Here is a 21,734-nt window from a genome sequence, read left to right on the forward strand (position 1 = left end):
AACAGAGAGTGAGGGAAAAACAGATGGGGTCATCATTAAATCGGGTAACGGTCCATGAAGAAAAAGAACCAGTTATTTATAATCGGGCACAACATGTGGTGCTTATGCATCCAGTGAATGATACAAAAGATAGAACAGAGCAACAGGTTGTTTTAACCTGTGAGCCTCAAGGTATGGATTTTGATACATTAAAATTGGTTAGTGAAGATGTGTTAAACTATTGGCCAAGATACTTTTATTCTTATGAATTGAATCAGTCCTTTTATTATGAAGCATTAAATGGTGATTTTTTACTATATATTAATTATTTACTACCTGTTAACAAGCAAGAAGTCCTACCTGAATCTATGTTTCATAAGAAACTCATTCGCTTGTTTTCCGTTAGTTTGCAACAAATAATCAGACAGATTATTTTTGCTCAAGAAGAAGAGCTTTATCAAGTTAAACACAATCAAAAAGAATTACAGGAGCAAATTATGAGACAAAAAGAAAAATGGCAAAATTGGATGGCGGAAAAAGAAACAGAATTAATTGGTTGGCAAAAAAAATGTCATCAATTAGAAGAAGTCGTGGAAACATTATCAAATGAAAATACTCAACTAGCACAGAGTTTGAAAGAAATGAAAGAAGTGTACGGAGTATATCAAAAACAAAATAATGACCTAATGGCAGCTATCGACTTAATTCAAGAAAAACAGCAACAAATCGAAAAACAAATGCAACGAGAAAAAGAATTAACTCAAGCTTTGACTGGTAGAGAAAGAAAAGAAACACAAGATGTTCAGCTAGAAGAAGAGACTGCTTTAACGGAGCAAGAAACCTTTCTTGCAGAAGAAAAACAAGTAGCTTTAGAAGAAACAACTTCCACTGAAGAAGTAGCTTCTGAAAGTCTAGTGCTTGGTTCTCATGTGGAAGTAAACTTAGAGAAACAAGAAACAGATGTTCCTCCTTTTCATGTTTGGCAAGATTTTGTTTTACCCCAACAACCAGTTGAGGAAAGTGTGACCATTGATATACCAGATTTAGAGCCGATTGAAAAAGAAATTAACAATGAAGAAGTACCAGAAATACTTGAAACAGAAGAACCATCAGTAGAAGAGAAAGTCGTAGAAGTAGAAGAAACAACTGAAATAGAGCCAGTATTAGAGCCAGAAGAAGTTACAGAAGAGTTTGACGAAGATGTGACGATTGAATTAGATTTACCAGAAGAATTGCTTTTACCAGAAGAACAAGAAAAGAGTGATTTGGATGTCACAGAGAAAATGGCTCCTGCAGAAGAAGCTACAGAGACAACAAGTTCACAATCTCACTCTGCTCCTGTTTTACAGCAACCTTTAACTGATTTAGCAGGTAAAACATATACTAATTTAATGGAGATTGAACAAGGGATTGTAGAGGGTTTTTTAACAATCTCTCACTTACCTTCAGATGACCGAGTGAAAATTTCTATTGAGCAATTTCGTGTGGTTCGGCAAGAGTTAGACTTTTTAGAAGCCCATTATGAGCAGTTACAAGACAATCATCAATTGGCAACTAACTATCCTTATTCGTTAGAGTGGTGTCAACCATATTTACAACGGTTAAGTATTTTCCAACAAGAAATGCCTCACCAAGTTTTTAAAAATATGTTTGTTAAAAAACATTACTACACAGATAGTCAAACCTATCAACAATTTGTGTTATATGATTTACTTTATCAATATTTAAATCATTACATTAATGAGTTTTAAACAATTAAATAGATAACAAAAAGCTGTCTAAAATTGACTTACAGGTCAACTTTAGACAGCTTTTTTAGTTTTTACGAGTTAATAACTGTTCAGTAATAGTTTGTAAGATAAACTTAGCTTCTATGTCTGGTAAGCGTTGGATATCTTTTAATGCTTTATTAGTATATCTTTCAGCTAGCTTAGTCGCATATCCTACCCCATCAGTTTGCTGGATGAGACGAAGGATGTCTTGGAGTTGTTCAGTTGTTACATCTTGATCAGGTTGAAGTAATACTTTAAACTCTTGAGGCTTTTGAGTCATGGCATAAATAAGTGGCAATGTATAATAGCCGTTACGAATATCTTCAAGAACTGGTTTTTGTAATTCTTCTGTAGTGGAAGAAAAGTCTAGTACATCATCTAAAATTTGGAAGGCCATACCAATGTGGTAGCCAATCCGTTGGGCTAAGAGTTGTACTGATTTAGAGGCGTTTGAAAAATGAGCCCCTTGATAACAGCTTAGTTGAAATAATTGGGCTGTTTTTCCTCGAATATGTTGAAGATATTGTTTGATAGTAATATTTGGATTATAGCGCAAGTGCATTTGATCTAGCTCTCCCACTAGAATTTTTTTCATGTAAGCTGCATTGGTTTCTAGAGCTTTCATATCATCTGTGGAGCTAGCAATTAACTGGAAATAAACGGTAAAAAGAAAATCTCCAGCATAAACCGCAATATCTTTACCATAAACTGCTTGAATAGAGGGTAAATTTCGGCGGACAGGAGATTCATCAATAATATCATCATGAATCAAAGTAGCTGTATGTAGAATTTCAAGTGATGCGGCTAACTGGTATTTACTTTTTTCTGAAGGAACTTGTCCAAATTGGGAAAATAATAAAAAATATGCTGGTCGTAATAGTTTACCTCCAGATTTAAAAAACAGTTGTAAAGCTTCCGTCATCTCTTTGTTACGAATTTTAACAGAGCGTTCCATAATACTTTGTGTTGCGATAAGTTCTTGTTGGATAGTAGGATAGTTGTCCCACAATTGATGAATAGCCATAGATTCCTCCCAGTTTATTGCATTAATTACAATCTATCGAAAAGCATGAAAGATGTCAATCAATTGCAACCTCTTGTTTTTAATTATAGAATGAACTGTAGGAATTCTCAATCATCTCAAGATGTTTTTTTAGAAAGGACTTATTTTATGACATGGAAATTATTTGGTGAACTAATTGAAATTAAGGCAAAAACAGCCAGTGTTTTTCCTTTTATCATTGGTTTAGCCTATTCAGTTTATCATTTTAAGACAGTGAACTGGCTTCATATGGGGTTGTTTTTTATCGCCATGTTTCTTTTTAACATGGTTGTGGACATGTTTGATAATTACATGGACTACCATCATGCTACAGAAGGACATGACTATAAAGATAAAACTAATATTATTGGCCGAGAAGGGCTGTCCTTGACGTTTATTCGAAATTTAATCATTGGTTTAACAGTTCTATCTGGAGGAATTGGCATATTTTTAACTTATCAGACAGGTTGGCCTTTGCTGTTGTTAGGATTGATTAGTTTTGGGGTAGGCTTTTTATATTCTGGGGGACCAAGACCGTTATCTAGTTTACCAGTTGGAGAATTAGCATCAGGGATAACTATGGGATATTTAATTCCGTTAATTACAGTTTATCTAAATATTTATGACAGTTATTCGTTGACTTGGCAAGTTTTAGGACAAGTGTTCTTTATCTGCTTACCAGGAATATTACCTATTGCTAATTTGTTATTTGCCAATAATATTTGTGATGTGAAAGAGGACCGGTTAAATTTACGAGTTACTTTGCCTCATTGTTTAGGGAAAAGTCGCTCTTTACGGTTGTTTCAATGGGTCGCTTATTTACCTTTTGTTTTGATTGTATTGATTTATCTCACACAGGAAGGCCCTTGGACTATTTTATTTAGTTTATTAGTGTTACCTATGATTCATAGACAAACGAAAGGTTTCTTACAAAAGCAAATAAAGACGGAAACATTTCCTTTAGCGATTAAAAATTTAGCAATGACTCTATCTCTTTACAGTTTAACCTTTTTAATAGGAAGTTTCTTCTAATAAAAAAACCTAAAGTCAGCAGACTTTAGGTTTTTTTATTTGGCTAGTTAGTGATAATAAGTAAGATTTAATGAAGGGAAGATTTCAATGCCCGAGTAATTAGTGGCACCACTAAACAAGCAAAAATAGCTTCTGGTACTCCATTTGTCAGGACAACAGCACCTAATGGTTTCAGTAACTGAGAGGCATCGACCCCGTATTGTTTCGCTACCACATCTGTATAAAGTATAGCCATAGAGCCTAATACAAGAATGGTATTAGTTAAAGTGGCAATAGCAGCAGATGTGATGGACCCAAGGTAGAGATTTTTACTTGCTTGATAGATCCACCGAAAAATAAATCCGGCAACTAATCCTACAATCATTCGCGGTAACACTGATACTAATGGGTTTCTAAAAACTAAGGTATCAATAATTGAGGTAGGGGCAACATTTGCTCGAATGAGGGTACACATTCCCCAAATAAATCCCATCAACATACCATCTTTAGGTCCTAAAACAATTGCAGCAACAATAACTGTGACATGAATCGTTGTGATACTAATAACACCAAATAAGGGAATATAGCCTAAAAAGGGAATCATTGCTTGCAGTAAAATGATGGCAATTAAAATCCCTCGAATAGCTACACGGTGGGCAGCATTGGTTTTAGCCATAATTCAAAACTCCTTTACGCTTAGATAGTGTCTATATCATAATGATAGATTGAAAACTCGTCAAGTATTAGTTAGTTAATCTGACTAAATATCTACCTTGCATGTTTCCTTGTAAAATAGTTTGGCAAGCATCAGGGACTTGTTCTAAAGTGATTTCTTGTTGAATATGTTGGGATAAGTCGGCTGGTTTCATCTCCGTTATCATTCTATCCCAAATCTGTGTGCGAAGAGACATTGGAACAGCGACAGAATCGATACCAAATAAGTTAACCCCTCGTAAAATATGAGGCAAGACAGTTGTTGTATAGCTAATCCCTCCAGCATTACCACAAAGAGCTAGGCTTCCTCCGTAATACATTTGAGGTAAGAGTATTTCTAATTGATGTCCTCCTACGGTATCAATGATATAATGAAATTGTTGAGATAATAACGGTCGTTTTTTATCTGGTGTTATTTCTTCAGGAGTAAAGACTTGGGTCGCTCCAATTTTTTGGAAAAATTCTTTGGCAGAGTCTTTTTTTCGTGAAAGAGCCCAAACGTTGGTATACCCTAATTGTTTTAACATCTGAATAGCTAAGCTACCAACACCACCAGAAGCACCTGTAACTAAAATGTTCGGTTGATTTTTAGGTGTCATCTCTCCTTTGGTTTCTAAAGCGTGAATAGCTAAAGCTGCGGTAAACCCAGCTGTTCCAAAGCACATAACTTCTCGGTTAGTGGCTTGTTTTGGGGTTTTAACCACCCATTCATGAGGGACAGAAACAATTTCACTTAACCCACCTGTATGAGAGACCCCTAAACCGTAACCTGTGACTAAAACATTGGTTCCAACAGGTAAATCTTCTTGGTTAGACTGGATAACTTTTCCACTAACATCAATTCCTGGAATAATAGGGTAAGAACGAATGACTCCTGATTTAGCTTGAGTAGCTAACGCATCTTTAAAATTTAGAGAGGAATAGTCACTTTGAATGGACACATCTCCTTCAGATAGTTCTTCTAATTGGGTTTTTCGGATACATGTTTCGATTGTTGAATCAGTTGTTTTAGACAACCATAACGCGTTAAAATTATTCATTCTAGTAAATCCTCCTTTAAAATCATATTACTTACTTTAAGTATAGAAAAATTAGCGGGAAATTGCGACTATTTCTGCCAAAAAAAGTTGATTTTACAAGAAATAGAAGGTATACTAACTTTGTTTTTAAACTTTAAGTTTACTTTTACATTACTTTTATAGTTTTTGTTTACTTATAGATAACTTTTAGAAAGGAACCCCCTATGGATATTGGAAGTAAAATTAAAAATTTACGGGTGCAAAAAAATTTAACCCAGGAAGAACTAGGGGAACGAACAGATCTGTCTAAGGGATATATTAGTCAATTAGAAAGAGATTTAAGTTCTCCGTCTATGGAAACATTTTTTACTATTTTAGAAGTATTAGGAACCACGCCACAAGATTTTTTTTCAGAAGAGGAAGAGGAACAAAAGGTTGTTTATCAAAAATCAGAGCGTACTACCTTTGTGGATGAAGAGCGACTTTATCAAATTGAATGGCTAGTTCCAAGCTCTAATGAAAATATTATGGAGCCTATTTTTTTGACCATGGAAGAACAAGGAGAGTTTAAAGAGTTTCCCCCTTCTATGTCAGATACTTTTGCTTATGTTATGGAAGGGGAAATTAGTATTCGCTTAGGTGCTAGAGTATATTATGCCACTAAGGGAGAATCAATTTACTACCGAGGGACACGTTCCCACCAAATTAAAAATGTTGGAAATAAAGCCGCTAAGTTATTACTTGTGGTAACTAATTCATATTTATAGAAAAGAAGGAAAGGGTGTTTACATGGCACAAAATATCATAACATTTCATAATGTTCGAAAAGAATACGATGATCAGGTCGTCTTAAAAGACGTTAGTTTTGAAATTGAACAAGGAAAATTCTATACGTTGTTAGGGCCTTCAGGTTGTGGTAAAACGACTATTTTGCGTTTAATCGCAGGGTTTATTGAAGCTAATCAAGGAGATATCAGGTTAGAAGGAAAAAAAGTCAATGATATTCCTGCTAACAAACGTAAAGTAAATACAGTTTTCCAAGATTATGCCTTGTTTCCTCATTTAAATGTGTTCGATAATGTAGCTTTTGGTCTACGAATTAAAAAACTACCTAAAAAACAGATTGAACAAAAAGTGAAGGACGTTTTGCGAATGGTTCAGTTATCTGGTTTTGAAGAGCGAGAAATTAGTGAAATGTCTGGAGGACAACGGCAACGAGTAGCGATTGCGAGAGCTTTAGCTAATGAGCCAGAAGTCCTGCTTTTAGACGAACCTTTGTCGGCCTTAGATTTAAAGTTAAGAAAAGACATGCAATATGAGTTGCGTGAACTACAGCAGCGTTTAGGAATTACCTTTATTTTTGTTACCCACGATCAAGAAGAAGCTTTAGCTATGAGTGATGAGATTTTTATTTTAAACAAAGGGGAAATTGTCCAAAGTGGGACGCCTGTTGATATTTATGATGAACCAATTAACCGCTTTGTAGCAGACTTTATCGGCGAAAGTAATATTGTTAAAGGTAAAATGGTAGATGATTATCTAGTTGAGTTTGTTGGGAAAAAATTTGAATGTGTCGACGGTGGTATGGGTAAAAATGAATCCGTAGAAGTCGTTTTAAGACCAGAAGATATTCAAATCACTTCCCCAGAAAAAGGTAAGATGCACGTAACTGTGGATACTCAACTTTTTAGAGGAGTTCACTATGAAATTGTTTGTTTAGATGAAGAGGGGAATGAATGGGTCGTTCATTCTACTAGAAAAGCGACTGAAGGAGCTCATGTTGGTTTGTTTTTTGAACCAGAAGATATTCATGTTATGCGTTTTGGAGAATCAGAAGAAGAATTTGATGCTCGACTTGAAAGTTACGAAGAAGAACAGGAGGGATAAGTATGATGACAAAAGCTCGGCGTGTCTATTCCATTCCTTATGTTCTCTGGTTGCTTTTATTTGTGATTGCTCCAGTGTTGTTGATTGTGTATCAATCCTTTATTGGGATGGATGGAAGTTATACGCTAGATAATTATAAAACCTATTTTGCTTCTAGCACTTATTTAAGAATGACCTTTAATTCAGTTTTATATGCATTTTTAATTACATTGATTGTGCTAGTCATTTCATATCCAGCTGCTTATATTTTAAATAAAACCAAGCACAAGCAGTTATGGTTAATGCTAATTATTTTACCAACCTGGGTGAATTTATTACTTAAAGCTTATGCTTTTATTGGTATTTTTAGTATGCATGGTAGTGTCAATCATTTTCTAGAATTTATTGGCATAGGCCCTAAACAACTTTTGTTTACTGATTTTAGTTTTATTTTTGTGGCAGCCTATATTGAAATTCCTTTTATGATTATGCCTATCTTTAATGCGTTAGAAGAGATGAACCCTTCATTTATTAGCGCCAGCGTAGATTTAGGGGCTAATGCTTGGCAGACTTTTTGGCAAGTTATTTTCCCGCTATCTTTAAACGGGGTGAAAAGTGGTGTCCAAGCTGTATTTATTCCTTCTTTAAGTTTATTTATGTTAACGCGTTTAATCGGAGGAAACCGAGTAATTACCCTTGGAACAGCCATTGAAGAACATTTTATGGTGACACAAAACTGGGGGATGGGTTCAACTATTGGTGTAGTGCTAATTATTGCTATGTTAGCTATTATGTTAGTCACTGGAGAGAAAAAGAAAAAAAGGAGGCGAGCTAACTAATGAAAAAGAAAATTAATTGGCCTAACATTTATTTGTTTTTTGTGTTCATTTTACTGTACTTGCCGATTTTTTATTTGATTTTTTATTCCTTTAATAGTGGCGGTAATATGAATCACTTTAGTGGGTTTACCTTAGAAAATTATCAAGCAGTGTTTGAAGATAAACGCTTGATAGGCATTGTGCTAAACACTTTTCTATTAGCCTTTTTATCTGCTTTATTAGCTACGATGATTGGTGTGTTTGGTGCCATGATGATTTACTACACGAAAAAAAGACAAGCTCGTAATACGTTACTAAGTTTTAATAATATTTTGATGGTATCACCAGACGTTATTATAGGAGCAAGTTTTTTAATCTTCTTTACTTTTTTAGGAATACGTCTAGGTTTTTCATCAGTTCTGTTATCTCACGTAGCGTTTAGTATTCCAATTGTAGTTTTAATGGTTTTGCCTAAACTTCAAGAGATGAACGATTCTATGATCGACGCCGCAAAAGATTTAGGAGCTAATGCTTGGACGGTTATTAGTAAAGTCATCATTCCTTCTATTACGCCAGGAATTATTGCAGGCTACTTTATGGCATTTACTTATTCATTAGACGATTTCGCAGTAACTTTCTTTGTAACAGGTAACGGTTTTTCTACATTGTCAGTTGAAATTTATTCCCGGGCTAGACAAGGAATTAGTTTAGAAATTAATGCATTAAGTGCTTTATTATTTCTATTTTCTTTATTCCTAGTGATTGGTTATTATTTTATTAGCCAAAGTAATATGTCTAAAAAACAGCGACGTCTTCGTAAACAGCATGAGGAGGTAGCTCATATTCTATGAAAAATTTAAAAGTTTTATTTATTGGCATTTTAGCGATTATCGGGGTTTTGTTTGTGTCTAGTCGCCAATTAGAGAAAGCCCAGGGATTTTCAGGGAGTAATACGGTAACGATTTATAACTGGGGAGATTATATCGATCCAGCTCTGTTAAAAAAGTTTGAAAAAGAGACTGGGTATAAGGTAAGTTATGAAACTTTTGACTCCAATGAAGCTATGTTCACTAAAATTCAACAAGGTGGAACAGGCTATGATATTACGATTCCTAGTGAATACATGATCCAAAAAATGATGAAAGCAGATATGTTAGTTCCTTTAGACTATGGGAAGATCAAAGGGATGCAGCACATTGATTCTCGTTTTTTAGATTTGGATTTTGATCCTGAAAATAAGTATTCTATTCCTTATTTTTGGGGAACTTTAGGGATTATTTATAACGATAAATTTGTGGCTAAACAAGATATGCAGCATTGGGATGATTTATGGCAAAAAGGTTTAGCCAACAATGTTATGCTGATTGATGGTGCTAGAGAAGTAATTGGTTTGTCGTTAAATAGCTTAGGTTATTCGCTAAATAGTTTGAATAATAAAGAACTAACTCAAGCATCTAAAAAATTAGATAGTCTTCCTACAAATGTTAAAGCTATTGTAGCAGATGAAATTAAGATGTATATGATCAATGAAGAAAGTGCTGTGGCTGTTTCATTTTCAGGGGAAGCAGCTGAAATGTTAGATGGCAACGATCATCTCCATTATGTTATTCCATCAGAAGGTTCTAATTTATGGTTTGATAATATTGTGATTCCTAAAACCGTTCGGAATAAAGAAGGTGCCTATGCGTTTATTAATTTTATGTTGAAACCAGAAAATGCAGCTCAAAATGCTGAATACATTGGTTATTCGACTCCTAATAAAGAAGCGTTGGACTTACTGCCAAAAGATATTTCCCAAGATAAACAGTTTTATCCAGATGATAGTACTATTTCTCATTTGGAAGTATATAAAGACTTAGGTCCAGAATATTTAGGAATTTACAATGATCTATTTTTAGAATTTAAAATGCACCGAAAATAAAACACAAGCAAGTCTTAATAGGGCTTGCTTGTGTTTTATTATTTTCAGGATTGAAGATATGATACACTTATGACAAAGAATAAAAGAAAGGTGAGTGCCATGGAAATTCACGAGATTGTGTCTAAGCAACGCCAATTTTTTAATAAACAACATAGTCAACCGATTGCTTATCGACTTTTTCAATTAGATCGCTTAGAAAAGCTAATTAAAACCTACGAAAAAGAGTTATTGGCAGCTTTGAAAAAAGATTTAGGGAAACAGTCAACGGAAGCCTATATGACTGAAATTGGTTTAGTTTATCGCAGTCTTAATCAAATGAAAAAAAATCTAACTACTTGGTTAAAACCGACAGCTGTTTCCACTCCGTTTTATTTACAACCAGCTAAAAGTAAGGTAGTGAAACGTTCTTATGGTGTGTGTTTGATTATTTCTCCTTATAACTATCCTGTTTTGTTAGCTATGGATCCACTTATAGGTGCCATTGCAGGAGGGAATACGGTCGTGTTAGGTTTATCTGAACACACTCCCTATGTTAACCAAGTATTGTTTACTAGTTTTCAAGAGTTTTTCTGCTCAAACTATATTTATTTATATGAAAGTAACCAAAAAAATAATCAATTGGTTTTAAAAGAACAGTTTGATAAAATATTTTTTACAGGGAGTCCCAAAGTAGGTCAAATTGTTTTAGAAGCGGCTAGTCAATACTTAACCCCTACTACCTTAGAATTAGGTGGAAAAAGTCCTGCAGTTGTCTTAAAAGATGCTAAACTTAAACAAGCAGCTGAACGGATTGTTTGGGGAAAATTTTTAAATGCAGGGGCTACCTGTGTTGCTCCAGATTATGTATTAGTTGAACGTGACGTGTTAGGGCCTTTTTTAACTGAAGTGAAAGAAGCGTTAAGTCGTTTTTACGGTAGACATCCAAGACGTTCTAAAGCCTATGCTAGAATCGGAACAGATCAACAGTTAAACCGGCTGATTGAATTACTTAAAGCAGATCAGGATTGGTTGTACTTGGGAGGGAGATATAGTAAAATGAGTCGTTATCTCTCGCCAACGATTTTACTTGGCAGTTTAGACACACCTATGAATGCGATGGAAAATGAAATTTTTGGCCCTATTTTACCTATTTTAGTAATGGAGAATGAACAAGCAGGTCATGATTTTATTCGGCAACACGCGACTCCTCTAGCTTTTTATTTGTTTACAGAAAGCAAAAGTAAGCAAACAGATTGGTTAGCTACCCATCAGTTTGGAGGAGCGACGATTAATGACACTATTTTACACTTAACCAATCACCAATTACCTTTTGGTGGTATTGGTCAATCAGGGATGGGAAATTATCATGGAAAATATAGCTTGAGAGCTTTTACCTATGATCAGGCACAGCTAACTCGGTATAATTTTCCTAATTTGCCGGTGATGCACCCTCCTTATACTCCTATCAAGAAACAACTTATCCGTCTTTTCTTAAAATAAGTCAATGAAGAAGTGAGGTGGCTCCTTATGGAATTAATAGAAAAAGCCCCAGCAAAAATTAATCTAGGTCTAGATGTATTATCTAAACGACCAGATGGTTATCATGAATTAGAAATGATTATGACAAGTATCGATTTAGCAGATCGCTTAACCTTTCAACCACTTCCTACGAAAGAAATTGAAATTGTCACTAATTGTAGTTTTTTACCTTTAGATAAAAAGAATAATATTTATCAAACAGTGCAGTTGTTACAACAGAATTATGGTGTTAATGAAGGGGTTAGAATTCATTTGCAAAAAGAAATTCCTGTAGCAGCTGGTTTAGGTGGAGGAAGTAGTGATGCAGCTGCTACATTGCGAGGCTTAAATCGTTTGTGGCAGTTAAATCTTCCGATGACTGAATTAGAACAATTAGGAGATGCAATTGGAACAGATGTGCCCTATTGTGTACAAGGTAAAACATCAAGAGTGACTGGCCGAGGGGAAATTGTGACTACACTCCCTCCTATTCCGCCATGTTGGGTAGTAGTGGCTAAACCTAAAGTCAGTGTTTCTACTGGAAAAATTTTTAAATTAGTGGCTGTTGAAGAGTTGTATCATCCAAATATTTCGGCGATTGAAGCCGCTATTTTGGAACAAAATTATTTTGAGATGGTCAATCATTTAGGTAATTCTTTAGAGCCAGTGACAGCGAAGCGTTATCCTCAAGTTCATCTGTTAAAAGAAAAATTTATGCAGTTTGGAGCTGACGGGGCAGTTATGAGTGGCAGTGGTCCTACTGTTTTTGGTTTGTGTCATAAGTATTCCCGAGCTAAAAGGGTGTATAACGGCTTGAAAGGTTTTTGCGATCATGTAAGTATTGTGCGAACTTTATAAAAAAAGAAGAGGCTAGCCTCTTCTTTTTTTTAGATTAAATTAGATTAAATCAAGGACTTTTCCAATTGGTAAAATAACTCCTTGTCTAGGATCATCTAGGGCTTGGATAAAATCTTCAGGATTTTGATTGATTAAAGGGAAGGTATTGAAGTGAATAGGCACTACTTGATTTGCTTGAATCCATCTAGCTGCTTTGGCTGCTTCTTTTGGCCCCATAGTAAAGTTATCTCCAATAGGTAAGAAAGCGTAGTCTAGTTGGTGGCTGTGGCCAATGAGTTTCATGTCATAAAATAAACCAGTATCACCTGCATGATAAATAGCTTTGCCTTCAGCTTCTAGTACAAAGCCAGCAGCTAAACCTAACGTGATTAAACTGCCGTCACTTTCTTCGTAAGTGGATCCATGAATCGCAGAAGTCATAAAAAGTTTACCAAAATCAAAGTTATAGGCTCCTCCAGGTTGCATACCATGAGTTTTGAGCCCTTTGTTAGCAAAGTAAGTCGCTATTTCAAAATTAGCAATAATGGTGGCGTCATTTTGACGAGCGATAGCTTCTGTATCACCAATGTGGTCATTGTGGGCATGTGTCAGTAAAATATAGTCTACTTGAAGATCTGAAACGGTTAAATCAGATAAAGGGTTGTCTGTAATATATGGGTCGATAATCAGTCGGCTCTTTTCTGTTTCAATCTGCAAACAAGCCTGTCCGTGCCAAGAAATTTTCATAGTAAAGTTTCCTCCTTTAAGTGTGGGATTTATCCTTATAACCATATTGTAACATGATAAAAAAGCGTTACCAAAAAGGAAGAAGAAAACTGAGGAGAATATTTAACCTTTTGAGCTTTTTTTTAAAAATATGGTATACTGTTATGGAAATCTTAATCAGGAGAGACTGCTTTTCTAATTAGAAGGAGGATTCTGTTTCATGACAGAAAAAGGAACTTTTTATATTACAACACCTATTTATTATCCAAGCGGCCGCTTACACATTGGTAGCTCATATACGACTATCGCATGTGATGCAATGGCTCGTTATAAACGTTTAACAGGCTATGATGTGTTTTATCTAACTGGTTTAGATGAGCATGGTCAAAAAATCGAAAAAAAAGCGGATGAGATGGGGATTACCCCTCAAGCTTACGTGGACGAAATGGCAACGGATGTCCAAAAATTATGGAAAGAGTTAGACATTAGCCACGATAAATTTATTCGTACAACTGATCCAGAACATGTTAAAATTGTCCAAGGAATTTTTGAGCGTTTATTAGCGCAAGGAGATATTTATAAAGGAGAGTACGTCGGTTGGTACTCAGTTTCTGATGAAGAATACTTTACAGAAAATCAATTAGCCGAAGTTTACCGAGATGAAGATGGCAACATGATTGGTGGTAAAGCCCCAAGTGGTCATGAAGTAGAACAAGTTAAAGAAGAAACTTACTTTTTCCGTATGAGTAAATATGCGGATCGTTTATTAGCATACTATGAAGAGCATCCTGATTTTATTCAGCCTGCTTCTCGTAAAAATGAAATGATTAATAACTTTATTAAACCTGGGTTAGAGGACTTAGCCTTAACTCGGACATCTTTTTCTTGGGGAATTCCAGTACCAAGTGATCCAAAACATGTTATCTATGTTTGGATAGATGCTTTGGTGAACTACATCTCTGCCCTTGGATACGGAACAGAAAATGATGCAAACTTCCAAAAATATTGGCCAGCAGATGTTCATGTAATTGGAAAAGAAATTGTCCGTTTCCACACGATTTATTGGCCAATTATTTTAATGGCACTTGACTTACCGTTACCTAAAAAAGTGTATGCACACGGTTGGATTGTGATGAAAGACGGAAAAATGTCTAAATCTAAAGGAAATGTCATTTATCCTGAGTCTTTAACAGAACGTTATGGTTTAGATGCGTTACGTTATTATTTACTAAAAGCTGTTCCTTTTGGGAATGATAGTGTCTTTACACCAGAGGATTTTGTATCCAAAGTCAATTATGACTTAGCCAATGATTTAGGTAATTTATTAAACAGAACAGTAGCTATGATTAATAAATATAATGAAGGCATGGTGCCTAAGTATGCCAGTCATGTGACTGAATTTGATAGTGAACTATCTACGACTGCAGCTAATGTGATTGCTAATTACCATAAAGCTATGGAAAATATGGAATTTAGTGTGGCATTAAAAGAAGTTTGGACGTTAGTGTCACGAGCTAATAAATACATTGACGAAACAGAACCATGGGTCTTAGCAAAAGATGAAGAAAAAGTGGCAGAACTTCAAAGTGTGCTAGTTCACTTAGCAGAATCTCTAAGAATTTCAGCTATTTTACTGCAACCTATTTTAACGAGAACACCAGGTAAAATTTTCGAACAATTAGGTTTAGAAACGGAAGCAGTCAGTATGGAAGCTATTCACTTTGGAGAATTTCCACAAAACATTAAGGTAACTAGTAAAGGAAAACCTATTTTCCCTCGTTTAGACGTGGAAGAAGAGGTGGCTTATATTCAAGAGAAAATGAATGAGAATATGAACCAACCTGAGAAGAAAGCGACTTGGAATCCAGAAGAAACAGAATTAGTGTCTGTAAAAGATAAGGACATTAAGTTTGATGTTTTTGATAAAGTTGAATTGAAAGTAGCTGAAGTGATTGACTGCCAAAAAGTTAAAGGGGCAGATAAATTATTGCAATTTAGACTAGATGCAGGGGATTCAGCAGATCGTCAAATTTTATCTGGTGTAGCAGAATTTTATCCAGATCCAGAAAAACTTATTGGTAAAAAAGTGGCTATTGTAGCCAATTTAAAACCTCGTAAAATGCGGGGACAAATTAGTCAAGGAATGATTTTATCAGCAGAATATGAAGGAAAACTTCAATTAGTTGAAGTCCCAAGTCATGTTCCAAATGGATCAGTGATTGGCTAGATAATTAGAAAACGATTGAAGGGAGATATCATCTCTTTTCAGTCGTTTTCATTGTTTAGGAGGAAAGACATGAATATTTTTGATACACATACCCATCTTAATGCAGAGCAGTTTAAAGAAGATATTCCAGAAGCTATTGCTCGCGCTAAAGAGTTAGCTGTGACCAAAATGGCAGTGGTAGGGTTTGACGCTTTAACTATTGAAAAGTCATTAGAATTAAGTCAAAACTACTCAGAAATTGTCAGTATTATTGGTTGGCATCCGACTGAGGCAGGTAGCTATACGAAAGATGTAGAGCAGAAGTTACAGAAATTGTTAGAGAGACCTAAAGTAGTTGGGTTAGGAGAAATAGGGTTAGATTATTATTGGATGGAAGACCCTAAAGAAGTTCAAGAAAAAGTCTTCCGAAGACAAATAGGAATCGCTCGGGAAATGAATTTACCTATTAGCGTGCATACCCGAGATGCTTTGGAAGATACTTATCGTATTTTAAAAGAAGAAAAAATTCATCAAGTTGGCGGGATTATGCATAGTTTTAGTGGAGATGAGGAATGGATGGAACGTTTCTTAGATTTAGGCATGCATATTTCCTTTAGTGGAGTTGTAACCTTTAAAAAGGCCTTAGACGTCAAAGAGGCTGCTAAACGGGTACCATTAGATAGAATGCTTGTTGAAACTGATGCTCCTTATCTTGCCCCTGTACCTTACCGAGGAAAACGGAATGAACCAGGCTATACCCGTTATGTTGTAGAGTATTTAGCTGAACTTCGTCAGTTGTCTGTTGAAGAAATATCTGAAAGAACATGGACAAATGCCCATAATTTATTTAAAATCAAAGCATGATTGAAGAAAACAAAGTAAAGATTGAAGAAATTATAGTCGTCGAAGGTAAAGATGACACCAAACGCATTCAAGAAGTAGTAGAAGCAGATACCATTGAAACAATTGGTTCTGCTATTAATGCAGAAATTTTAGACCGAATTAGTCATGCTCAGGAAGTACGTGGTGTGATTGTTTTTACAGATCCAGATTTTTCTGGGGAAAAAATTAGAAAAATTATTCAAGAAGAAGTCCCAGATGCTAAACATGCTTTTTTATCTCGTAGAAAGGCAGCTCCTAGCCGAAGAGGGGCTAGTTTAGGTGTGGAACATGCTAGTGATGAAGCTATTTTAGAAGCATTAAAACATGTGGCTACACCTATTGCGAAAGAAGATTTACAGATTCCACCAATTCCTCGTTCTCTTTTAGTATCCTATGGTTTAATTGCAGGAGAGAAGGCTAAAGCTAGAAGAGAAGCATTAGGGGATCATCTTAGAATTGGTTATACTAATGGTAAACAGCTAGTCAAAAGACTACAAATTTTTCAAATTTCTAAAGAAGAATTTGAACAAGCAATGACAGAAATTTTAAAGGATGAAAAAAATGGAAAATAAAGACATAGCAACACCAAGTCGGACACGTGCTATCTTAGAACAGTATGGCTTTTCATTTAAAAAAAGTCTCGGTCAAAATTTTTTAACTGAACCGAATATTTTAAGAAAAATTGTAGAGGTAGCCGGCTTAGACCAAGAAACTAATGTGATTGAAGTAGGGCCAGGAATTGGTGCTTTAACAGAGCATTTAGCAAGAGCTAGTCATCAAGTGTTAGCCTTTGAAATTGATGGCCGTTTAATTGAAGTGTTAGCAGATACACTTAGTCCTTATCCTAATGTGACGGTTTTACATCAAGATGTTTTAAAAGCAGATTTAGCTTCTGCCACAAAAGAAGTTTTTGATACTTCTTATCCGATTAAAGTAGTAGCTAATTTACCTTATTATATTACTACACCTATTATGATGCACTTTTTAGAGTCTAATCTGGAAGTAACTGAGTTAGTAGTGATGATGCAAAAAGAGGTAGCTGACCGGATTATTGCTAGTCCAGGTAGTAAAGCTTATGGCTCTCTTTCAATTGCCGTCCAATACTACATGGATGCTGAGATTGCGTTTATTGTTCCTAAGACAGCTTTTGTTCCTCAACCTAATGTAGATTCTGCTATTTTAAAATTAACTAAAAGATCTACTCCTCTTGTAGAAGTAACAGAAGAAGATTTCTTTTTTGAAGTAGTAAGAGCAAGTTTTAAACAACGAAGAAAAACTTTGTGGAATAATTTAACGGCGTTTCTTGGGAAAGATGACTCAACCAAGTTAAACTTAGAAGCCAGTTTAAAAGAGTGTGAGATAGATCCAAAACGTCGAGGAGAAACGTTGTCTATTGAAGAATTTGCTCAATTAGCTAACAGTTTATCCACATGGCGAAAAAAATAAGATATCCACAAAATAAATAAGATATCCACAAAATCTGTGGATATCTTATTTTTAATTGTCTAGTTAATAATTATTTGTGGATAAATCGCTTACTTATTAACAAAAAATGGGGATAAATAAACAACGCATAAAAAAACTCAACTTATTCACAAGTTGAGTTTTTTGAAAATTTGGTAATAAGACCAAATTGAGGGGGTTAATTAGCGAATAACTTCTTCTGTTTCTGTGTCAAAGAAGTGACTCTTATTTAAATTAAAGGCTAAATCTACATGTTCACCTGGACGATATTCAGAACGAGCATCTACTTTAGAAATAAATTCTGTATCGCCAATCATTGTGTAAAGCATTGTTTCAGCACCTAAAAGTTCTGCTACAACTACTTCAGATTTAATAACTGTTTCAGGTTGTGCTTGTAGAGCAATTGGTTCACTATGAATATCTTCTGGTCGAATACCAAAAATTAAATCTTTGCCTTCATAACCTTTTTCTCGTAATACTTTATATTTTCCTTCTGGTAAAGTTAATTTAAAGCCATGTTGATTAGAGATAACGCCGTTGTTTAGAGTCACGTTAAAGAAGTTCATAGCTGGTGATCCGATAAAGCCTGCTACAAAGGCATTATTAGGTGTATCATACACTTCTTTTGGTGAACCAATTTGTTGAACAAAACCATCTTTCATGATAACAATACGGTCTGCCATAGTCATAGCTTCAGTTTGGTCATGGGTTACATAAATAGTAGTTGTTTCTAGACGACGGTGTAATTTAGCAATTTCAGCACGCATGGCTACCCGTAACTTAGCATCTAAGTTAGATAAAGGTTCATCCATTAAGAATACTTTAGCATCTCGTACAATAGCTCGTCCTAAAGCAACCCGTTGACGTTGTCCACCAGATAAAGCAGCTGGTTTACGTTGTAAATATTCTGTTAATCCTAAAATTTCAGCAGCATCTTCAACCCGACGTTTAATATCTTCTTTTGGATATTTACGTAATTTCAAACCAAATGCCATATTATCAAACACAGTCATATGTGGATATAAAGCGTAGTTCTGGAATACCATGGCAATGTCTCTATCTTTTGGAGCGACATCATTCATCATGCGGTCGCCAATCCATAATTCGCCTTCTGAAATATCTTCAAGTCCTGCAATCATCCGAAGAGTTGTTGATTTACCACAACCAGAAGGACCAACAAAGACAATAAATTCTCGGTCTTTAATATCTAAATTAAAATCAGTGACAGAATAAAAGTCATTGTTTTCGTATTTTTTATAAATATGTTTTAAAGCGATTTCCACCATTTTTTTCCCCGTCCTTTAATCATTTACTTGTTACTTATAGTATAATGAAAGCGTTAACGAGATTGTATGGCAATCTGCACAATAAATTAAAGGTATTTTTGGCAGAATGAAAGAAAGAAGGAAGATTAAATGAATATTGCCTTAATTGCACATGACCGAAAAAAAGATCAAATGGTAGCATTTGTAACAGCCTACCGAGAAATTTTAAAAGAACACCAACTTTTTGCTACAGGGACAACAGGTTTAAGAGTGGAAGAAGCAATTGAACTACCTGTTCACCGGTTTCAGTCAGGACCCTTAGGAGGAGATCAACAGATTGGGGCTCGAATTGCAGAAAATGATATGGATTTGATTATTTTTCTAAGGGATCCTTTAGCTGCTCAGCCACATGAACCAGATGTTAATGCTTTGATTCGGTTAAGTGATGTTTATGCAGTACCTTTAGCTACTAATATTGCTACTGCCGAAGTATTAATTAGAGGATTATCCAAAGGGTTAATGGATTTTAGAGAAATCACTCATGATCAGCTAACTCAACCGATTAATGCTCATTAATTTTTCTTAAAAGAGCTTTTAAATAGAGTAAATTGTGCTAATATAGTAATTGGTAGCGATACCAAAATAAACAGAGTAGAAAATAAAGCGTTAAGTGTTGTAGGATGGGATGTTGCCTACCAAACGAAGAATGTTCAATCATTCGCGGTTTTATTTTCGCATTCGCTGCAGTTTGTGGCTACTCTATGGAGGAGTTTTGAAAGTGCGTACAAAGAAATTAAGTACCAAAGGCATTGCGTTAATGGGGATTTTAATGGGACTTCAATTGATTTTTACCCGTTTTTTAGCAATTGAAACCCCGATTGTTCGAGTTAGCTTTACTTTTATTGCCACGGTTATCATGGCAATGATTTTTGGACCGTTATTAACAGGTGTTTGTTCGACATTATCTGATTTTATTGGAATTATGTTATTTCCTAAAACAGCCCCTTATTTTCCTGGTTTTTCTTTATCAGCTTTTATAACAGGAATTATTTACGGTGTATTTTTCTATAAAAAAGAGATGAGTTTAAAACGAGTCATTATAGCTAATTTAATCGTTAATATCGTAGTAGATATTTGTATGAATACGCTATGGTTATACATGATAATGGGACCTGCAGCGATTGCTCAGTTTCCAGTTAGATTAATTAAAATTTGTATTTTATTCCCAATTCGAGTAGCTATTATGTTTGCTCTAGGAAATCAAGGACTATTAAAACAGCAAGTCATTCGGTTTCAACAATAATTAATTAAAAAAACATCCACTAAGCAATAGGTGATAGACCTATTGCTTTTTTATTTGACAAACAGATAAAAGAATAATAAGATATTGATTAAAGTAAGATGAAAAAGGGAGGTCCTATTAATGAACACAATCAAGTCTACGAAACAACCAATGGCAATTCTTTGGCAAATCTGGCGTAGATGAGTTGTGTGTATGAAGAGACCTTTCATAGATACAACTTTGAATTTAAACATTCATTGAGGTATCTATGCGCAAAGATTTGCTTAACTAATCTAAGTAATTGATCTAAACAATTAACTTACCGCATAGAGAAAATCTATGCGGTATTTTGCTTATTAACCGAGTAAAAACCGCTACCTTTAGTTAGTGGTTTTTACTCGGTTTTTTTATAAATAAAAGGAGGATAAAAAAATGGGGAGAAAAGGTTTATACAGTATTTTAATAGTGATTGGGGTATTAGTTGGTAGTACATTTATAACAAAAGATGAGCCTTTTATGTTGAAAGAAAAGCAGCCTAAAATTGGTGTACTTCAGTTTGTTAGTCATCCTGCATTAGATGAAATTTATCAAGGTTTTTTGTCTGAGCTAAATAAACAAGGCTATAAAGACGGAAAGAATATTAAACTAGTGTTTCAAAATGCTCAGGGGGATCAAAATAAATTGTTAACTATGAGCCAGTATTTAAGAGAAGAAAAAGTTTCTGTCAGTGTAGGGATTGCGACACCAAGTGCACAAGCCCTAGCCAATGTGATGTCTGATAAGCAGCCAGTGGTATTAGGTGCTGTTTCAGATCCTAAAGCAGCAGGTCTTGTGAGTAATAATGAACATCCTGGTGGGTATATAACTGGTGTAAGTGATCAAGCACCTGTGAAAGAACAAATCCAGTTAATGAAAGAATTATTACCTAACTTGAAACGAGTAGGAATTTTATATAGTTCATCAGAAGATAATTCTAGTGCTCAAGTTAAAAAATTTAAGCAACTGGCGCCTAGTGATTGGGATGTGAAGGAATATAGTGTTCCAACACATAATGAAATTAAGCAAATGACTCAAGTTATGGTTCAGGAGGTTGAGGCTATTTATATCCCAATTGATAATACTATTGCAGATGGATTAGAAATGGTGGTTCAGTTAGCTGATGACAAAAAGGTGCCGATTATTCCTTCAGCTGAAACCATGGTAGAAGCTGGGGGGTTAGCTACAGTTGGCATTAATCAATTTAAGCTAGGGGAGCAAACTGCTAAGATGACCATTGATATTTTAGAACATAAGAAAAAACCAGGGGATATGCCGATTTATACATTTAACACAGGGGATAAGGTCATTAATCAGAAAAAGGCAGAAGAACTGGGGATTAAGATTCCTAAACAATTAACTAGTTATTTGAAAGTATTGGATTAAGAAAGGATGTA

The 21,734-nt window shown here is 35.0% G+C and carries 21 protein-coding genes and 1 riboswitch; of the genes, 16 read left to right on the forward strand and 5 right to left on the reverse strand.

The window, feature by feature from the left end; all coding sequences use genetic code 11:
* Nucleotides 1-23 precede the first annotated feature (23 nt).
* Nucleotides 24-1,730 carry a hypothetical protein gene (locus C7P63_RS09955; protein WP_125944007.1) on the forward strand — a complete coding sequence of 569 codons (1,707 nt, stop codon included), beginning with the start codon at nucleotides 24-26 and terminating at the stop codon, nucleotides 1,728-1,730.
* Between the two features lie 64 nt (nucleotides 1,731-1,794).
* On the opposite strand, the gene C7P63_RS09960 is transcribed toward C7P63_RS09955, so the two are convergent.
* Complete coding sequence (locus C7P63_RS09960; RefSeq protein ID WP_125944008.1) at nucleotides 1,795-2,775, reverse strand: polyprenyl synthetase family protein; 981 nt, start codon at nucleotides 2,773-2,775, stop codon at nucleotides 1,795-1,797.
* A gap of 147 nt (nucleotides 2,776-2,922) precedes the next feature.
* On the opposite strand from C7P63_RS09960, the gene C7P63_RS09965 reads away from it, so the two are divergent.
* The gene (locus tag C7P63_RS09965; RefSeq protein WP_125944009.1) at nucleotides 2,923-3,825 is read left to right on the forward strand and encodes a prenyltransferase; all 903 of its coding nucleotides are present in this window, start codon (nucleotides 2,923-2,925) and stop codon (nucleotides 3,823-3,825) included.
* 67 nt (nucleotides 3,826-3,892) lie between these two features.
* Here C7P63_RS09965 and C7P63_RS09970 read toward each other — a convergent pair whose 3' ends face one another.
* On the reverse strand, nucleotides 3,893-4,480 hold the full coding sequence (locus C7P63_RS09970; protein ID WP_125944010.1) for an ECF transporter S component: 588 nt from the start codon (nucleotides 4,478-4,480) through the stop codon (nucleotides 3,893-3,895).
* A gap of 67 nt (nucleotides 4,481-4,547) precedes the next feature.
* Complete coding sequence (locus C7P63_RS09975; protein ID WP_125944011.1) at nucleotides 4,548-5,558, reverse strand: YhdH/YhfP family quinone oxidoreductase; 1,011 nt, start codon at nucleotides 5,556-5,558, stop codon at nucleotides 4,548-4,550.
* 203 nt (nucleotides 5,559-5,761) lie between these two features.
* Here C7P63_RS09975 and C7P63_RS09980 point away from each other — a divergent pair, with 203 nt between their 5' ends.
* From C7P63_RS09980 to ispE, 7 genes are all read left to right on the forward strand, one after another.
* Nucleotides 5,762-6,304, forward strand: a complete 543-nt coding sequence (locus tag C7P63_RS09980; protein ID WP_125944012.1) for a helix-turn-helix domain-containing protein — start codon at nucleotides 5,762-5,764, stop codon at nucleotides 6,302-6,304.
* Between the two features lie 22 nt (nucleotides 6,305-6,326).
* Entirely contained in the window at nucleotides 6,327-7,424 is a 1,098-nt protein-coding gene (locus C7P63_RS09985) for an ABC transporter ATP-binding protein (RefSeq protein WP_125944013.1), read from the forward strand.
* 5 nt (nucleotides 7,425-7,429) lie between these two features.
* On the forward strand, nucleotides 7,430-8,242 hold the full coding sequence (locus C7P63_RS09990) for an ABC transporter permease (protein ID WP_125944060.1): 813 nt from the start codon (nucleotides 7,430-7,432) through the stop codon (nucleotides 8,240-8,242).
* Complete coding sequence (locus C7P63_RS09995; RefSeq protein WP_125944014.1) at nucleotides 8,242-9,072, forward strand: ABC transporter permease; 831 nt, start codon at nucleotides 8,242-8,244, stop codon at nucleotides 9,070-9,072. Before C7P63_RS09990 ends, C7P63_RS09995 begins: the two co-directional genes overlap by 1 nt.
* A complete protein-coding gene (locus C7P63_RS10000; RefSeq protein ID WP_125944015.1) occupies nucleotides 9,069-10,142 on the forward strand; it encodes an ABC transporter substrate-binding protein in 1,074 nt (357 codons plus the stop codon). The genes C7P63_RS09995 and C7P63_RS10000 overlap by 4 nt, the downstream gene beginning before the upstream one ends.
* A 99-nt stretch (nucleotides 10,143-10,241) precedes the next feature.
* A complete protein-coding gene (locus tag C7P63_RS10005) occupies nucleotides 10,242-11,621 on the forward strand; it encodes an aldehyde dehydrogenase family protein (RefSeq protein WP_165863820.1) in 1,380 nt (459 codons plus the stop codon).
* A 27-nt stretch (nucleotides 11,622-11,648) separates the two neighbouring features.
* Nucleotides 11,649-12,497, forward strand: coding sequence for a 4-(cytidine 5'-diphospho)-2-C-methyl-D-erythritol kinase (gene ispE, locus C7P63_RS10010; RefSeq protein ID WP_125944017.1), 849 nt, complete (start codon nucleotides 11,649-11,651; stop codon nucleotides 12,495-12,497).
* Nucleotides 12,498-12,536: 39 nt separating this feature from the next.
* Here ispE and C7P63_RS10015 read toward each other — a convergent pair whose 3' ends face one another.
* Complete coding sequence (locus tag C7P63_RS10015) at nucleotides 12,537-13,223, reverse strand: metal-dependent hydrolase (protein ID WP_125944018.1); 687 nt, start codon at nucleotides 13,221-13,223, stop codon at nucleotides 12,537-12,539.
* A gap of 199 nt (nucleotides 13,224-13,422) precedes the next feature.
* Here C7P63_RS10015 and metG point away from each other — a divergent pair, with 199 nt between their 5' ends.
* The 4 genes from metG to rsmA all read left to right on the forward strand — a co-directional run bounded on the left by metG (nucleotide 13,423) and on the right by rsmA (nucleotide 17,736).
* Nucleotides 13,423-15,429, forward strand: coding sequence for a methionine--tRNA ligase (gene metG, locus C7P63_RS10020; RefSeq protein ID WP_125944019.1), 2,007 nt, complete (start codon nucleotides 13,423-13,425; stop codon nucleotides 15,427-15,429).
* A 69-nt stretch (nucleotides 15,430-15,498) separates the two neighbouring features.
* Nucleotides 15,499-16,272 carry a TatD family hydrolase gene (locus C7P63_RS10025; protein ID WP_125944020.1) on the forward strand — a complete coding sequence of 258 codons (774 nt, stop codon included), beginning with the start codon at nucleotides 15,499-15,501 and terminating at the stop codon, nucleotides 16,270-16,272.
* Nucleotides 16,269-16,862, forward strand: coding sequence for a ribonuclease M5 (gene rnmV, locus C7P63_RS10030; RefSeq protein WP_125944021.1), 594 nt, complete (start codon nucleotides 16,269-16,271; stop codon nucleotides 16,860-16,862). The genes C7P63_RS10025 and rnmV overlap by 4 nt, the downstream gene beginning before the upstream one ends.
* The gene (gene rsmA / locus C7P63_RS10035; RefSeq protein WP_125944022.1) at nucleotides 16,852-17,736 is read left to right on the forward strand and encodes a 16S rRNA (adenine(1518)-N(6)/adenine(1519)-N(6))-dimethyltransferase RsmA; all 885 of its coding nucleotides are present in this window, start codon (nucleotides 16,852-16,854) and stop codon (nucleotides 17,734-17,736) included. Before rnmV ends, rsmA begins: the two co-directional genes overlap by 11 nt.
* A gap of 200 nt (nucleotides 17,737-17,936) precedes the next feature.
* On the opposite strand, the gene C7P63_RS10040 is transcribed toward rsmA, so the two are convergent.
* Nucleotides 17,937-19,040 carry an ABC transporter ATP-binding protein gene (locus C7P63_RS10040; protein WP_125944023.1) on the reverse strand — a complete coding sequence of 368 codons (1,104 nt, stop codon included), beginning with the start codon at nucleotides 19,038-19,040 and terminating at the stop codon, nucleotides 17,937-17,939.
* Between the two features lie 129 nt (nucleotides 19,041-19,169).
* Between C7P63_RS10040 and C7P63_RS10045 the strand changes: the two genes are divergently transcribed.
* The 3 genes from C7P63_RS10045 to trpX all read left to right on the forward strand — a co-directional run bounded on the left by C7P63_RS10045 (nucleotide 19,170) and on the right by trpX (nucleotide 21,723).
* Nucleotides 19,170-19,595: a methylglyoxal synthase gene (locus C7P63_RS10045; RefSeq protein WP_125944024.1), complete on the forward strand. Its 426-nt coding sequence runs from the start codon at nucleotides 19,170-19,172 to the stop codon at nucleotides 19,593-19,595.
* Nucleotides 19,596-19,664: 69 nt separating this feature from the next.
* Nucleotides 19,665-19,765: riboswitch (THF riboswitch) on the forward strand.
* Nucleotides 19,766-19,797: 32 nt separating this feature from the next.
* Complete coding sequence (locus C7P63_RS10050; RefSeq protein WP_165863821.1) at nucleotides 19,798-20,322, forward strand: folate family ECF transporter S component; 525 nt, start codon at nucleotides 19,798-19,800, stop codon at nucleotides 20,320-20,322.
* Between the two features lie 411 nt (nucleotides 20,323-20,733).
* A complete protein-coding gene (gene trpX, locus C7P63_RS10055; protein ID WP_125944026.1) occupies nucleotides 20,734-21,723 on the forward strand; it encodes a tryptophan ABC transporter substrate-binding protein in 990 nt (329 codons plus the stop codon).
* Nucleotides 21,724-21,734: the final 11 nt, after the last annotated feature.

The sequence above is a fragment of the Vagococcus humatus genome (assembly GCF_003950325.1).
Classification (GTDB): Bacteria; Bacillota; Bacilli; order Lactobacillales; family Vagococcaceae; genus Vagococcus_C; species Vagococcus_C humatus.